Annotated in this window: 21 protein-coding genes; 8 read left to right on the top strand and 13 right to left on the bottom strand. The window is 40.9% G+C overall.

What is annotated here, in order from left to right; all coding sequences use genetic code 11:
• Positions 1–224: 224 nt before the first annotated feature.
• Together NKR21_RS02825 and NKR21_RS02820 are read right to left on the bottom strand one after the other, a co-directional pair.
• Positions 225–1,244 (bottom strand): S66 family peptidase, encoded by a 1,020-nt coding sequence (locus NKR21_RS02825; RefSeq protein ID WP_144456918.1) that lies wholly within the window; start codon positions 1,242–1,244, stop codon positions 225–227.
• A 62-nt stretch (positions 1,245–1,306) separates the two neighbouring features.
• Entirely contained in the window at positions 1,307–2,182 is an 876-nt protein-coding gene (locus tag NKR21_RS02820) for a DMT family transporter (RefSeq protein ID WP_144456920.1), read from the bottom strand.
• 294 nt (positions 2,183–2,476) lie between these two features.
• On the opposite strand from NKR21_RS02820, the gene NKR21_RS02815 reads away from it, so the two are divergent.
• Both NKR21_RS02815 and NKR21_RS02810 read left to right on the top strand, forming a co-directional pair.
• A complete protein-coding gene (locus NKR21_RS02815) occupies positions 2,477–3,202 on the top strand; it encodes an AzlC family ABC transporter permease (RefSeq protein WP_012009050.1) in 726 nt (241 codons plus the stop codon).
• Complete coding sequence (locus NKR21_RS02810) at positions 3,199–3,519, top strand: AzlD domain-containing protein (protein ID WP_003214160.1); 321 nt, start codon at positions 3,199–3,201, stop codon at positions 3,517–3,519. Before NKR21_RS02815 ends, NKR21_RS02810 begins: the two co-directional genes overlap by 4 nt.
• A 36-nt stretch (positions 3,520–3,555) precedes the next feature.
• On the opposite strand, the gene NKR21_RS02805 is transcribed toward NKR21_RS02810, so the two are convergent.
• From NKR21_RS02805 to NKR21_RS02795, 3 genes are all read right to left on the bottom strand, one after another.
• On the bottom strand, positions 3,556–4,218 hold the full coding sequence (locus tag NKR21_RS02805; RefSeq protein WP_012009049.1) for an O-methyltransferase: 663 nt from the start codon (positions 4,216–4,218) through the stop codon (positions 3,556–3,558).
• Positions 4,219–4,366: 148 nt separating this feature from the next.
• Positions 4,367–4,552 carry a CsbD family protein gene (locus NKR21_RS02800; RefSeq protein ID WP_012009048.1) on the bottom strand — a complete coding sequence of 62 codons (186 nt, stop codon included), beginning with the start codon at positions 4,550–4,552 and terminating at the stop codon, positions 4,367–4,369.
• A gap of 152 nt (positions 4,553–4,704) precedes the next feature.
• A complete protein-coding gene (locus NKR21_RS02795) occupies positions 4,705–5,694 on the bottom strand; it encodes an aldo/keto reductase family protein (RefSeq protein ID WP_144456922.1) in 990 nt (329 codons plus the stop codon).
• A gap of 149 nt (positions 5,695–5,843) precedes the next feature.
• Here NKR21_RS02795 and NKR21_RS02790 point away from each other — a divergent pair, with 149 nt between their 5' ends.
• Positions 5,844–6,737, top strand: a complete 894-nt coding sequence (locus tag NKR21_RS02790) for a LysR substrate-binding domain-containing protein (protein WP_144456924.1) — start codon at positions 5,844–5,846, stop codon at positions 6,735–6,737.
• A gap of 121 nt (positions 6,738–6,858) precedes the next feature.
• A complete protein-coding gene (locus NKR21_RS02785) occupies positions 6,859–7,410 on the top strand; it encodes a GNAT family N-acetyltransferase (RefSeq protein WP_144456926.1) in 552 nt (183 codons plus the stop codon).
• A gap of 4 nt (positions 7,411–7,414) precedes the next feature.
• On the opposite strand, the gene NKR21_RS02780 is transcribed toward NKR21_RS02785, so the two are convergent.
• Positions 7,415–8,002, bottom strand: coding sequence for a LysE family transporter (locus NKR21_RS02780; protein WP_012009044.1), 588 nt, complete (start codon positions 8,000–8,002; stop codon positions 7,415–7,417).
• A gap of 111 nt (positions 8,003–8,113) precedes the next feature.
• Here NKR21_RS02780 and NKR21_RS02775 point away from each other — a divergent pair, with 111 nt between their 5' ends.
• Positions 8,114–8,668, top strand: coding sequence for a helix-turn-helix domain-containing protein (locus tag NKR21_RS02775; protein WP_088000231.1), 555 nt, complete (start codon positions 8,114–8,116; stop codon positions 8,666–8,668).
• Between the two features lie 41 nt (positions 8,669–8,709).
• Here NKR21_RS02775 and NKR21_RS02770 read toward each other — a convergent pair whose 3' ends face one another.
• The 6 genes from NKR21_RS02770 to NKR21_RS02745 all read right to left on the bottom strand — a co-directional run bounded on the left by NKR21_RS02770 (position 8,710) and on the right by NKR21_RS02745 (position 12,793).
• Positions 8,710–9,003, bottom strand: coding sequence for a hypothetical protein (locus NKR21_RS02770; protein ID WP_088000229.1), 294 nt, complete (start codon positions 9,001–9,003; stop codon positions 8,710–8,712).
• Between the two features lie 348 nt (positions 9,004–9,351).
• Complete coding sequence (locus NKR21_RS02765) at positions 9,352–10,404, bottom strand: LLM class flavin-dependent oxidoreductase (protein ID WP_144456929.1); 1,053 nt, start codon at positions 10,402–10,404, stop codon at positions 9,352–9,354.
• Between the two features lie 17 nt (positions 10,405–10,421).
• A complete protein-coding gene (locus NKR21_RS02760; RefSeq protein WP_088000227.1) occupies positions 10,422–11,045 on the bottom strand; it encodes a nitroreductase family protein in 624 nt (207 codons plus the stop codon).
• Positions 11,029–11,502, bottom strand: a complete 474-nt coding sequence (locus NKR21_RS02755) for a MarR family winged helix-turn-helix transcriptional regulator (RefSeq protein WP_144456931.1) — start codon at positions 11,500–11,502, stop codon at positions 11,029–11,031. The genes NKR21_RS02760 and NKR21_RS02755 overlap by 17 nt, the downstream gene beginning before the upstream one ends.
• A 107-nt stretch (positions 11,503–11,609) precedes the next feature.
• A complete protein-coding gene (locus tag NKR21_RS02750; protein WP_391509405.1) occupies positions 11,610–12,152 on the bottom strand; it encodes a dihydrofolate reductase family protein in 543 nt (180 codons plus the stop codon).
• Positions 12,153–12,241: 89 nt separating this feature from the next.
• Positions 12,242–12,793 carry a TetR/AcrR family transcriptional regulator gene (locus NKR21_RS02745; RefSeq protein ID WP_144456935.1) on the bottom strand — a complete coding sequence of 184 codons (552 nt, stop codon included), beginning with the start codon at positions 12,791–12,793 and terminating at the stop codon, positions 12,242–12,244.
• A 149-nt stretch (positions 12,794–12,942) separates the two neighbouring features.
• Here NKR21_RS02745 and NKR21_RS02740 point away from each other — a divergent pair, with 149 nt between their 5' ends.
• The 3 genes from NKR21_RS02740 to NKR21_RS02730 all read left to right on the top strand — a co-directional run bounded on the left by NKR21_RS02740 (position 12,943) and on the right by NKR21_RS02730 (position 14,566).
• Entirely contained in the window at positions 12,943–13,566 is a 624-nt protein-coding gene (locus NKR21_RS02740) for a GNAT family N-acetyltransferase (protein WP_144456937.1), read from the top strand.
• A gap of 68 nt (positions 13,567–13,634) precedes the next feature.
• Entirely contained in the window at positions 13,635–14,030 is a 396-nt protein-coding gene (locus NKR21_RS02735) for a VOC family protein (RefSeq protein WP_012009034.1), read from the top strand.
• A complete protein-coding gene (locus NKR21_RS02730) occupies positions 14,027–14,566 on the top strand; it encodes a GNAT family N-acetyltransferase (protein ID WP_144456939.1) in 540 nt (179 codons plus the stop codon). The genes NKR21_RS02735 and NKR21_RS02730 overlap by 4 nt, the downstream gene beginning before the upstream one ends.
• Here NKR21_RS02730 and NKR21_RS02725 read toward each other — a convergent pair.
• Complete coding sequence (locus tag NKR21_RS02725; protein ID WP_012009032.1) at positions 14,563–14,832, bottom strand: YesK-like family protein; 270 nt, start codon at positions 14,830–14,832, stop codon at positions 14,563–14,565. The two genes, NKR21_RS02730 and NKR21_RS02725, sit on opposite strands and share 4 nt — an antisense overlap.
• Positions 14,833–14,839 lie beyond the last annotated feature (7 nt).

Raw genomic sequence — 14,839 nt, 5'->3', positions numbered from 1 at the left:
AGGGATTCCCCCTTTCCTTTCAGATTGTTGACAAAGGGCTAAAATGATCTTGATTTTAGCCCTTTGTCTTCTTTTCAGCGTGATAGAAAACCTTTGCAGTCTAGGAAGGACGAGCATCGGAGCGGAGCGAATTGAACATTCGTGAGCACCGAAGCGCAGATCTGACACCGAATGCGAGGGTTTGTCTACACGCTGGAAGGAAAGGGATTCCCCCTTTCCTTTTCTTATGATAAAAATGCTTGCTTTAAGACCGCTTTGCCATGAGATTGCAACTGTACTTCTGCATATGCGCCATTAATCAGTGTCATTTGCGGCGGGACATGCCCACAATCTATATCGTAAAAAATGGGGATTTGTAATTCCTTATGCAATTCTTCATATACATCCTGATACTGATAACCTTCCACAGGCACATCTACTGCACTTCGCCCATACATCATACCTGAACAGTGATCAAACCATCCTGCTAGTTTTAATTGAACAAGTGATCTCTTCACGCTTGCAGCATTTAATTCGCAGTTTTCGAAGTACCAGAGAATTGGCTCATCTTTTAAGAATGTTTTTTGAAAAGCTTTGACGTCTCCGAAAGGCGTCCCCGCTAAGTGGCGAATGACATCAATACAGCCGCCCATCAGTCTCCCCTTTATCATCTTTTCTTGTCGATCAACCGTATGCCATACGGTCGGTTCTGTTAAATGAAAGACATGTTCAATCGGATTGTCAAACTGCCATTCCTTTTGATACATAGATGAAGAATATTGGCTGATGTTCATTTCCCCTTTTGTTGAAAGTACTTCTTCCCACATGACAGTCGTTTGATCAAGATTTTCTCCCTGAAGGTCTATTAGGTTCGGCCCATGCGCAGTAGCAATGCCTGTTTTTAATGTCAACGCGAGCAGGAGTGCACTCGTATCTGAATAACCAAGAATCCACTTTTTTTGCATTGATGAGAAATCAAGGTGCTCTAGCACTTCCATCAGAAGCTGCCCTCCCCAGGGCGGGATGATGTGATCAATCTCATCACATGTCATCATGTACTGAAGCTCCTTTGCTCGTTCTACGGCAGGGGCGGATTTCGCCTTTTCCTGCTTCCAGACTGTCTCTCCACATACGACATCATAGCCTCTTTTTTCCATTCGTTCGCATGAAAGCCGAAACATGTCATGCAAAGATGGCTGTACACCTGAGGACGGTGCTGTGACACCAATTGTTTGTCCTTTTTGTAATTGTGGAAATTGTATCATCCTATTCCCCTCCATTCTCTCATTTATAAAGAAGATGCCCCTATTAAAAGGGACATCTTCTTTTATTCCTTTTGACGCAGCACAGTATAGACACCTGCGAAGATACATAGAATGCCAATGAATGAGCGTAATCCCATTTCTTCTCCCAAAAGCAGCCAGCCAAGAATGGCACCTACGATCGGTTGAAAGAAAAAGAACAGCCCACCGCTTGAGGCATCCATTAATTGAAGCCCTCGATTCCATAAAAAGAATGCTAGAGCTGTTGAGATGATACCTAGATAAAGAATACCACCCCAAATCTCCGGCCTTGCCATCTGTTCCACATCTAGGTGAGGTAAACGAAATAATACTGGCGGTGTTAAAACAATAAATGCAATGATAATCGCATATGTGGTTGTCACCACCTGAGGGTACTTTCCTGGAACACGTTTGAGCAAAACAGACATCAGCGCCCATGTTAAAGCAGCGAAGACCAATGAAAGACCACCGACAAATTCATCTGTCTGTACTGCAACTGGTCCAATCATGAGCCATACACCTGCTGTCGCAAGCAGGATGGATGCGCACTTTCGAACAGTCATGGCTTCTTTTAATAGAAAGAAAGCAAACAGCACCATAAACGCAGGAGTTGCAGATGTAATAACAGCCCCCATTTGTGCAGAGGTATACATCGTCCCAATTTCTTGAGTCACGATTGAAAGGAAATTTCCGATCAGCCCAATCAACACCATAAGCGGGATATCTTTTTTATCTAATTGAAAGGAATAGCCCAAGCGCCAAATGGTAAACACCAAAAAGATTCCTGCTATAGCATATCTCATCCAGACGAGCTCAAGTGGCGGGACAACCGCTACTGTGACTTTGACAACAACATACATACCGCCCCAAATACTTGCTGCGATTGCTAGGTAAAGGGCGCCTATATATTTTTCATTCATCATTTTCCCTCCGTTATTGGATATTTTGAATACCATATCCACAAACGGAGATCACTCTCCGTTATGGACGGAGGGCATTTGGAACATCATGTTCAAACAAAGGTTTCCACAGCATTGTCGTCACTCCAATTATTTTTATTTTCTGATACTTTATAACAAATTCTGGTTGACTTCAATCCTTTTTGCACCTTTTTTCTTCATATAATAGAAGATAAACGGCTATTGACATGCTGAATTCGTTTTCATATAGTAATTAAAACTATAGGTCGTCATGCAGAAAAGGAGTAGAGGTCGTTGGATATTGAAGCTAGAAAACATATTCCCCGCACGGAACATGAACCATTTCTCGAGGGAATAAAAGATTGTGTGCCAACCCTACTTGGTTATATGAGTATCGGGTTTGCCTTTGGAATTGTTGGAATTAGTGCACAGTTGAGCTTATGGGACATTGCACTTCTAGCAATCTTTATTTATGCAGGTGCTTCACAGTTTATTATCTGTGCACTGCTTGTCACGGGAAGTCCCCTTTCCGCTATTATTCTCACTACATTTATTGTGAATCTGCGTCATTTATTACTCAGTCTGACGCTGGCCCCTCATTTTACACGCTACTCTTTAAAACAAAATATCGGATTCGGTCTATTGCTGACTGATGAATCCTTTGGCGTAGCCATGAATAAATTAGCTCAGCATGGAAAGCTAAATAACCGGTGGATGCACGGGCTGAACATAACAGCTTATTTGTGCTGGATTGCTGCCTGTGTACTTGGCGGCATTTTTGGACATTGGATTTCAAATCCTGAAGCACTGGGTCTTGATTTTGCCCTTTCCGCTATGTTTGCTGCACTGCTGGTTCTTTCTTTACAAACTGTGCCTAAAAGTAAGTTAACCCATCGTCTGTCACTTGTTTTGTATATGGTCGTTGCGATGTTTGTCCTGCTTCACTTTGTTCCCTCACACGTGGCTGTGCTGTTAGCCACCATGATTGTCGCAACCATTGGGGTGGTGACAGATAAATGATTAGTAGTTTTATGATGTGGCTCATTCTCGGCTGTATGATTGTCACCGTGATTCCAAGGGTCGTTCCCTTTATATTTGTTCGAAGTATCGAGCTGCCTGAAGTGGTGCTTAAGTGGTTATCGTTTATTCCCATTTGTATCTTTACGGCTTTGATTGCAGAGCATTTGTTCATTCATACCACAACAGGTGTCACCATTCACTGGATGTACCTTGCTGTCTTGGTTCCGACTGTCGTGATCGCCGTTTGGACAAAGAGCTTGTCACTTACTGTTCTTGTAGGCGTCATGCTGATGGGGACTGCCAGATGGTTTTTCTAAATGAAAAAGCTTAACCGCATGTGGTTAAGCTTTTTTTCATTTGACGATTCCGTATACAAATCCATCGTAACCCTTTTCACCAACAGTTTGAATCGCTGTAGCCTCTATTCTTGACTCTTGTTTGAGTAAATTGAAAAATTCACGAGTTCCTTGCACTCGTTCATCCTCATCAAAGTCATGAAGGACTGCTCCATTTCTGACGACATTGTCTGCAATAATGACTGTCCCCTTTTTAGAGAAATACAACGCCCACTTTAGATATTTCGGGTTGTTCGGTTTATCTGCATCAATGAAAATCAAATCGAATGGAAGCACATCCCTCTCTTTTAACTGAGGTAGCGTATCCAATGCCTTTCCTTGCAAAATGCTCACCCGTTCCGATAATCCCGCTCTGCTGATGTTTTGCTGCGCTATCTGTACATGGTGGCTGACAGCCTCTAAAGTGATGAGTTCTCCATCCTCTTCAAGAGCACGCGCCAACCAAATGGTACTATATCCACCGAGTGTCCCGATCTCTAAAATACGCTTTGCATTCTTAGTTTTTGCTAATAAATAAAGCATTTTCCCTTGAGCTGGTGACACATCAATTTCTGGCAGACCTGCTTGCTTATTATGAGTAAGAGCTTGCTCCAAAACATCATCTTTAGGAATCAACTTGTCTGTGATATACTCGTCAACTTTCTCCCACACTTGCTTCATCTCATCCATCTCCCTTGATCATGTCTTCTGTTATAAGTCTACATGATAATAGTGAGCGCGTATAATCAATTCTTTTCACACATCTATTCATTTTATTGATGAAAGACATGTCATGAGGGAGACATGAAGCAGTGTCCTGTATTCGAATTTACTCGTTCAGGTGATTTTTCAAATCTCCTTTTTTATCTTGAAGCTTTCCTTTGGCTTGATCCTTTTTCCCTTCTGATTTCAGTTTTTGATGATCTGTTGCTTCGCCAAGCTTCTCTTTCAATTGACCTTTGGCTTGATTTGTTTTTCCTTTTGCTTTATCCATATGTCCTTTTTCTTCACTCATTTGTTCCACCTCCACATTTGATACTATTCATTTAGCCTTTTTGACAAATACAAAACATCTGAGTGTGCGATCCCATGAAAACAGCAACAAGAAAATCCAGCCAAGGTCGGCTGGATTAAAAAATAATGATCTATAAGATAGACTTAAAAGCTTTAACCTGTTTTACTCTGATCGTACTCGACCAGATCACCTAGAATTTCATCAATTTGATTCATCAATTCAGCTTCAATTTTCACCTCAGATGCTAAAGCATTCTCCCTCACCTGTTCTGGACTAGAAGCACCGATAATGGCTGCAGAAACGTTCTGATTTTGCAGTACCCATGCTATCGCAAGCTGAGCGAGAGTAAGATCAACCTCTTGTGCGACAAGCTTAAGCTTTTGGATCGCCTCTAAGGTGTTATTATTCATCCAGCGTTGAGCAAGGTTTTTAAAAAAAGGTTTTCCAGCAGTTGAGTTAGCACGTGAATTAGTCGGAAGTGATTTTCCAGGGAGATACTTTCCAGTAAGGATTCCCTGGGCCAAAGGCGACCATACGACCTGCCCAAGTCCTTCACGCTGGCAGGTCGGTATTACATCACTTTCAATGATTCTCCATAACATGGAGTATTGAGGTTGGCTGGCGATTAGAGGAACATTTAGCTCTCGGGCAAGCACTGCCCCTCGAGTAATTTGTTCTGCTGTCCACTCACTTACACCAATATAGTTCACTTTTCCTTGTCTTACTAGATCAGCAAAAGCTAACATCGTTTCTTCCAGAGGCGTAGTTGGATCAAACCTGTGTGCATAGTAAATATCAATATAATCCGTTTGTAAACGTTGCAAAGAGGCATGACAGTTTTCCATGATATGCTTGCGTGATAATCCTCTATCGTTTTTCCCAGTACCGGTTGGATGACATACTTTTGTACAAAGTTCAATGCTTTCACGCCGGATCCCTTTTAAAGACCTGCCTAGTATCTCTTCAGCCTTGGTGTCTGAATAAACATCAGCAGTATCAAACGTCGTAATACCAACATCAAGAGCAGCTTTCACACAATCATGAGCAGTTTCTTCATTTATCTTACCACCATGATTAATCCAATTTCCGTATGCAAGTTTACTAATTGTTAATCCACTATTTCCAAGTTTACTATACTTCATAACAACGTCCCCCTTTTGAAAGAATACTTTCATTATAAAAAGAGGCCGTTAATATGTATAATATATATATTCGGATAGATATATATATATTTTATATAATTATATTTTACACAATAAGCAAGTATGAAATTTACTGGGGGGGCTTAAAGATGGATTTGAGACAAATACGGTATTTTATAATGGTTGCTGAAGAACTAAATTTTAGCCGAGCAGCTGAACGTCTTAAAATGGCACAGCCTCCATTAAGTCAAGAAATTCGCAAATTAGAAGAACAGTTAGGTGTTACGCTTTTTCATAGAACGAGAAGACAGGTTGAACTTTCAGATTCGGGGAGAGTATTTTTAGAAGAAGCCCGCCGTACGCTCCTTCAAGTAGATAGAACGATTAAAGCAACACAACTTGCAGATGACGGAAAAATAGGGCATTTAACGATCGGTTTCGTTGATTCTACTGATATGGTGATTGATATTATTAAAAGGTTTCGAGAAAGTTTCCCTAACATTCATCTTGTCTTATGTGAAATGGCTACAGAACAGCAGTTAAAAGCACTACATAAGAAAGAAATTCAAATAGGATTTATTCGTTCTAACCAAAATAATAAGATACTTACCTCAGAAATCTGTTGTGAGGAATCATTAAGCTTGGTTTTGCCAGAAAACCATCCTTTAGCTTCATTTCCCAAAGTTCCAATTCATTTATTAGCCAATGAACCATTTATCATGTTTCCGCGTCATCTAGGTGCTGCATTTTACGATTTAATTATCAGTTACTTTTGGGAAAATAACATAAGTTTAAACGTAGTTCAGGAAGCTATTCAAATGCATACGATTGTGAATTTAGTTGCTGCAGGAATAGGAATTTCTGTCGTTCCATCCTCAGTAGAAAGCGTAAAACGCTCAGGGGTTGTTTATAGAAAAATCCAAGAAACGACACCAAGAGTAAATTTATATGTTTCATGGAGACATGATGAAACGTCAACCGTCGCTGAGCACTTTTTAACAGTTGTGAGAGAAGCTTATTTAAGTTCTCAGTCTAAATCATGAGAATCCAGCCAGAGCCTGCTGGATTAAAAAATAATGTTTTATAAGACAGGCTTAAAAGCTTTCACCTGCTATTTACACGTTTCAGGTATGATAGACATAACGAAAAGAAGGGTTGTGTTCTATGATTATCGCTGAAAACATATTCACCGTTCGTGACTTGACCTATCGTATTCGGTCTGCTGCAATTGGCGATGCCAAGCAGTTATCAGCGCTCAGGCTGAAAATCGATGGTGAAACAGAATATTTAGACCGTGAACCAGGCGAAGCCTTTCTTCATGAAAAAGATTTTGAGGTGTTGATTCAAGAGGATACCAAACAAAGCAGGCATTTATTTTTGGTCGCTGATATTGAAGGAGACATTGTTGGCTTCTCAAGATGTGAGGGACATTCACTCAAACGCTTTGCTCACAAAGTGACTTTTGGCGTCGCCATTCGAAAGGATGTTTGGGGCTATCACATTGGCAAAGAGCTTTTAGCCGCTTCTATTGACTGGGCAGATCAGCAAGGCATTCAGAAGATATCACTTGAAGTGCTGGAAACGAACCAAAAAGCCATTCGCTTATATGAGCACCATGGCTTTCTGATTGAAGGGGTATTAAAAAATGATAAACGTCTGGCAGATGGACTTTATTACAATACTGTTGTGATGGGCAGGCAGCGGCCAAGATTCTGACACCTTACATGACATAGCCCCATACCATTGAAACCGCACTGTATATTAGAAGCAGCCCCATGACATACTGGAACGGTCTTTCGTAAGCAGTCAAAAAACGCTTATACAAAGAGCCAAATAGGCTCCAGCTGAATGTACCGAGAAAACCAATAAGTGCAAGAATCAGCGTCCATATGACATACTGCATATTAGATTGTCCATACGGCAAAACAAATGTTGAAATCACGGTCAATCCATACAAAATCGCTTTTGGGTTGATAAATTGCAGCATCATACCAGGGACAAAATGATTGTAACGATCAAGTGTTTCGTCATCCCCGCCTTTACTTTTCATGATTTTGACCGCTAAATAAATCATGTATGCAGCTCCGATGAACGCCATGACCCAGCCTATTTTCGGCATCACTTGATAGAGAATGATATTAAAAAAGCAACTCAAACACAAAATAACGAGAAATCCGATACCCACACCTAAACAAAAACGAAATGTTTGCTTAACCCCATATTTATTCGTAAACACCATGGCCATGATATTGTTTGGCCCTGGGGTAAAGCTACTCACAAAAGCATAGATCAACATAGAAAGAATCAAAGTTGCCGCCTCCCTTGTACGTTATTAAGACTTTAATTACTTTATTACGTATGTTACGCTTTATTGTAACGTTTGGTCTTTATAAAGTAAATAGAGAAAGGAGTTTTTTTCATGGAAGATGTACAATCGATTATTTCTAAAAATGTGAGGCTTCTTAGAGACCAAAAGAAATTAAGCCTCGAAAAGATGGCAGAATTAACTGGTGTCAGCAAAACCATGATTGGACAAATTGAAAGAGGAGAATCAACCCCTACCATCACGACTTTGTGGAAAATCGCGAACGGATTAAAGGTATCTTTTAGTGAGCTCATCCATGCACCACAGCCTGAAATCAAAGTAGTACGCCATGAGGATGCACAGATTTTAACGGAAGATGACGGGAGATATCGCGTATATACGACTTTTCCTTTTGATGATCGAGGGAAATTTGAAGTGTACCGAGTAGAAATTGATCCTGGCGGGTCGCTACATGCAAATGAACACATTGGTGGGACAGAGGAATTGATTACCGTTTTTGAGGGATCGCTTGATATATCCATTGGAGATGAACAGTATCGCTTAAAAACCGGCGACTCCATTCGTTTTAAAGCAGACCGTACTCATACATATAAACAAATTGGAGAACAAATGGTCAGGCTGCAAATGATCCTTTATTATCCGCAATAAAAAAGCTGACAGGCTTGTCCACCTGTCAGCTTTTCGTTTATTTAATTAAATCCCGGATCACGTACAACCGTTCCAGTAAATGTGACTCTGTATTTGCCTAATCCTAATTCTTCAATAGACGATTGTTTTAAAATACCGACCCAGCCATCCTTTGCATATGTAATACTTGATGGGATGTTTGATGTCGTATACGTTCTTGTTTCTGAGACAGTTCGACTTGCCTGAACCGTTATTTCACTTTTTGTTTGTTCCTTTGCTTCCACTGGAGCAGTTGTGACCCCAGCACCCGTTAAGACAATTGCTCCAACCAAAACAGAAGACATGACCTTTTTCATAAAAAAATCCCTCCCTTTTTTTGTTGAACATATTAACCATACCATAATTTAGTCCTTTTATAAGTTATTTTTTCATTTTTTTGAAAATTATGATATGATTGTCTTATGTTGGATAGAGAGTATTCTATACTTCTATGCTTTTTTCCTCATCTCATTCCGTCAAACAATTGTGAACGGAGGTGATTTCATGAAAAAATGGCTCATCTGTTTTCAACTTGTTTTCCTCTTCACCTTGACGACCACACCACTTGCTTCTGCTGCTTCATGCCCTACAGTGAAACCATGTGTTATTGATCCTTAAGCATCAAAAAGGTCGATCAAGCCTATTCACTTGATCGACCTTTTTCGTTATGCTTGCTCTGCTTCCCAGCGGGCAACCTCTTCTCTTACTTTAGGAGCGACTTCTTTACCAAATAACTCAATGGCTTTTAATACTTGATCATGCGGCATTGAACCAACCGGTACATGAAGCATAAAACGAGTAATTCCCACATTTTTTCTAAGGTGAATCACTTTCTCTGCCACTGCATCTGGATCTCCTACATACAGCGCGCCTTCTAACGTTCTCGCTGCATCAAATGTAGAACGAGTATATGGGCCCCAGCCTCGCTCTCTTGCTAATGTGTTCATCACATGCTGCGTGGAAGGGAAAAATTGATCTGCTGCAAGATCAGTTTCTTCCGCAACAAATCCATGCGAATGTGATGCCACGGTTAATTTCTCAGGATCATGTCCAGCGTGCGCTGCCGCTTGCTTGTAAAGTTGTACAAGTGGCGCGAACTGTCTAGGACTTCCACCGATGATGGCAAGTACTAAAGGCAGTCCCAATAATCCAGCGCGTACGACAGATTCACGGTTTCCTCCACTGCCGATCCAAATTGGAAGTGGATCTTGAACAGGTCTTGGATATACGCCGACATCTTGAATTGCTGGGCGATGCTTTCCGCTCCATGTGACACGCTCAGACTGCTGTAATTTGAGCAGTAAATCAAGCTTTTCTTCAAATAATTCTTCATAGTCGTCCAGATCATAGCCAAAGAGCGGGAATGATTCAATAAATGAACCACGGCCTGCCATAATTTCTGCACGTCCGTTTGATAGTCCGTCTAAGGTTGCAAAATCCTGAAATACACGAACAGGATCTGCTGATGAAAGGACTGTCACTGCACTTGTCAGACGGATATTCTTTGTCTGTGTTGCCGCAGCCGCTAAGACGACAGCGGGATTCGATGCAGCAAAATCTTGTCGATGATGCTCACCTACTCCAAATACATCAAGGCCGACTTGATCTGCTAAAATAATTTCTTCTACTACTTCTCGAATACGCTGTGCGTGACTGACTGTTTTTCCTGTTTGAAAATCAGGTGTTGTTTCTACAAATGTACTAATTCCTAGTTCCATGAGTGGAACCCCCTATCTTATAAGTATGTTACGAATTCAGAGACTGGTTTTCTGTAGCCTCTCGCTTGTCTGCTCTCTACTTTTTCTTTTCCGAGTGTGATCATTAACACAGGAACCAAATCCGACTCGATGTTTAACACCTTTTTCATGACATCAGGGTCAAAACCGATCATTGGGCACGTATCCCAGCCCTTGTTTTTGGCGGCGAGCATAAATAGCATCGCAGATAATGAAGCATTGCGGATTGCCTCTTCTTTCTGAAAATCCGCTCCTCGCTTTTCATAAAAGCTCATCGTCTCTCTGACCATTTCTTCATATTGCTGCTTATTTAAAATGCCAAGCATTTTCAAACCTTCATAGATGTTCCCCGCTTGCTGATAAGCCTTTGGGTCTCCCAGTACAATAATTGCTGCTGAGGCGGAATGCACTTTATATTGTCCAAAAGCGGCTTCTCTTACTTGTTCTTTAAGACCCTCTGTTTGGACGACAACATATTGTGTGTGCTGTAAGTTAAAAGCAGATGGTGCCATTTTGACTTCTTCAAATATGCTGTTAAGCTCTTCTCTCGAAATCGAGATATTAGGCAAAAAATTTGATGCGGATCTTCTCTCACGTACCAATGTATCAAAGCTGAGTGTCATCTTGTTTCCCCTTTTCGTAAAGTTGTTTCGCACCTAACCCGACTTTTTTTAGTAATTCAATGAGCTGTTCTTTTTCTTCTTTTTCTATAAAGGATAGGTTTTGTGAAATGACATCTGTGTGTTTAGGAAAAATATCGTCAAACAATTGCTTCCCTTTTTCCGTCAACAATACATGAAATACACGTTTATCAGAGGGCGCACATTGCCTTTTCACGAGCCCTTGTTTTTCTAGTTTGTTCACGACATAAGTCATGCTTCCACTTGGGATTGACAGGATGTCGCTGATTTTTTGGACGGGATGCGGCCCCTTACTATAGAGCAATTCAAGGATCTGAAAGTTTTCAAATCCGATATCATAACGTTCAATGTCTTTTTGGATATTTGTAAAAAGAGCTTGATAGGCTTTCATCCACACACGGAATAGCCTTAAGTCTAAATCATGTTCATGCTGCACCATGGCAACTACTCCTTTTTCAAGAAATCCTAAAACTAGGATAAATTTATCCTAACACTAGGGTATTTTATTGTCAACGAGTTTGTTTCATAAAAAAAGACCACCTCTGGTCAGTGATCCTCTTGTTTTAAGATAAAATGCATTTCAGCTATTTGCTTATATTGTCGTACTTCTTTCAATGAAAACTTGGCTTCCATATCCACTGGAGAAAACAGAGGAATGCCTCTCCCAATCATGACAGGTACGATTTGAAGGTAAAGCTCATCAACCAATCCTGCTTTTATGAAAGATTGCAGCAGTTCCCCGCCGCCGACAATCCAGATATGATGACCTGTTTCATATTTAAGTTTTTTCACAAATGATAAGATATCTTCACGAATGATATGAGTTCCTTTCAGACTGTCTTGTAAAGTACGTGACATAATATAACAAGTCTTTCCTTCATAAGGAAACTCATCTGGTGACAGCTGAAGAACCTGTTCATATGTATTGCGCCCCATGATCAGCGTATCAACTGACGCATAAAAGTCATCATAGTTCGTATCTTCTTCGCCCTCTGTCCCTATTAACCAATCGAGCCGGTGATCCTCTCTCGCTAAATAGCCATCGATACTCATTGCCCCATAAAAAAGCAGCTTCCTTTTCTGACTCAACCTCATCACTCCTCACCCTATATAAGAACATATATTCTATCTTGATTGTATCAGAAAGGAAAGATAAAGGATATATGGTTTTCCACCTTTTACGATTCGTGCTCCACTTTGACGAGAAGCTCATATAATTTGTGCGCTAGCTTTCCGGCATCAATTGTCATGTCTTTATGAATCCATTCTTCAAGTACGCCAACAACACCAGACACGACAAAAGAAGCCTCAATTTGTTCTTTCTCTGTAATGTGCCGCTCTACAAGCCGCCACTCTTTCATGATTTTTTCTTTAAAAAATGCTTTGAATTGATTCGTCGTGGGACCATTTGGTTTTACAAATAACGTCAACATATATTGATTCTCTTTCAAGTACTCTGTGGTTTTATTTAAAAAGGAAAGCATGTCAAGAGGGTCCTGACTCGGAAAGGTTTCGTCATATAACCCGCCAAGCTGATCGAATAGTTCTTTCTCCAGCTGTTCGTATAAATCAAACACATCTTGATAATGCAAGTAAAAGGTCCCCCTGCCTAAATCTGCTTTCCTTGAGAGCTCTGATACCGTTATTTGCTGCACTTCTTTTTCTTGTAATAGCTCAAGAAAGCTTTCCCGAATGGCTCTTTTTGTTTTAATTGTTCGTCTATCCTGCATGAGGTCCCCTCCGTTTTTGAACAATCAGGCACACGCTGTCTATTTATGAACAGGTTATGATTCATTGCCGATATTCGTATGGTTTACTTCTTATTATAATCAACACATGTTCAATAATCTATATCTGTTCAAAAAAGGAGGGCCAGCACATGGTTCATTTCAGACTTGCTAGAGAGGACGAACTGCCACAAGTGGCAAATCTATTAGAAGATTCGTTTCGGGATTATTCATTTTTTGATTTATTATGTGAAAAGGTATCGAAGCGCTCTACTTTCGCTCGCGAGCTGCATTTGGTCAACACAAAGGTATATTTCCAGCATCAAATCTGTTTAGTCGGAGTTGAGAACGGTCACATTGTGTCTGCTGCCCTGTTAAAGCATCCGCGTTTTCCTGAGCCAGGTCTCATGGATTATGTGTTGTCAGGCGGGTTAAAGCTCCTCTTCACTGGCGGTATATCGGCCATTCAGCATGTGTTTCGTATGTTAAAGGAGGCTAAAAAAGCGTTTTCTTCCTTAAACAAGCCTTTTTGGTATTTAGAAGCACTTGCCGTCGCAAAAAGTCACCAAGGAAAAAAACTTGGAAGCCGGATGTTAAAGCAATGTCTTTTTCCCTTTATTGCCCGGCAAGGCGGAGGCCTGTTCACGCTGATTACACACAATGAAGCGAACCGTCATTTCTATCGAAAAAATGGATGGGTAGAGTTTGATGAAAGGGTATTGCGCGGAAAAGAAATGTCCTTACAAAGCTGGAGTTATAAAACCGTGATTCAATAAGGTATCCTCTTCAAGGAATGATATAATAAAATCAGTTCAATCAATGATCATACTTGGAGGAGAGACTGATGATACGACGACTTGATCATATCGTGTTGACTGTGCAACATATAGAGGACACCATTCGCTTTTATACAAACGTATTAGGAATGAAGGAAGAAACCTTTGGAGAAGGCCGTAAAGCGCTTCGTTTTGGTTTACAGAAGATCAACCTTCATGAAGCTGGTCATGAATATGAGCAGGCAGCGGCTCATCCACTTCCAGGCTCTAGTGATTTGTGCTTTATTACTGATTTAGATATGGACAGTTTGCTGCTGCATCTTCGCAAGCAAGTGGTTCCTATTGAAGAGGGACCCGTTAAGCGCACAGGTACATTAGGTCCAGTTGAATCTGTTTATATCCGTGATCCTGATCTGAATTTAATTGAAATATCTCGATATATAGAGGAGGGTGATCCGTCATGACCCGCTTATTTTTGAGACCAATTGAAGAACAGGATTATCTGGGTATTCAAAGAGGATGCCAGCATGCAGAAACACTTTACATGACGGGAACACGAAAAACGTTCACACTAGAAGAAATTCGTTCAGCGTACACCCGATTTTCACAAGATGACAGCAGACGAGATTTCGCCATTTGTCTTTTAGACACGCAAGAAATGATTGGGGATGCGGCGATTGTGGATATTGATCCAATCAATCATACGGCAAGCTTCCGCATTGCGCTTCATGGACCAGAACATTTCCAAAAAGGCTATGGCACTGAAGCTGTCCGAATGGTTCAAGCATTCGCCTTTGATACATTAGAACTCAACCGCCTTGAGCTCGAGGTCTTTTCCCACAATCCGAGAGCCTTCAGAAGCTATGAGAAAGCCGGATTTCAATATGAAGGAAAAAGGCGACAAGCACTCTATTTCAACGGTGCCTACTCAGATGTGATCATCATGGGCATCCTTCGTGAAGAATACAATCAGATAAATAGTGGAGATGCCCCTGCTTAAGAAGGGACATCTTTTTTAAAAAATTGAATCGCTGCGACGATGATCAAACAAATCATGGAAGAGAGAACGATCGAGACGCTTGATATACTAAGCGCCATGCCTTCCCACCTGCCAATAAAGAAACTGGATATCAATAAAACCAATCCAAATAGGATGAAACATACAGGGAGGATCAGCCCCGCATGACGGTTTCCACCTCTTTTCCCTGCCCACCATGAGAGACACAATACAACCATTGTAAAAATAGCAGTTTGCAGCCAAAACATGTTGTTT

Origin of the sequence: Bacillus sp. 1735sda2 (assembly GCF_024159245.1) — a bacterium.
GTDB lineage: Bacteria > Bacillota > Bacilli > Bacillales > Bacillaceae > Bacillus > Bacillus pumilus_O.
The sequence above is the reverse complement of the archived record's forward strand: the minus strand, read 5'-3'. Positions and strand labels throughout refer to the sequence as shown.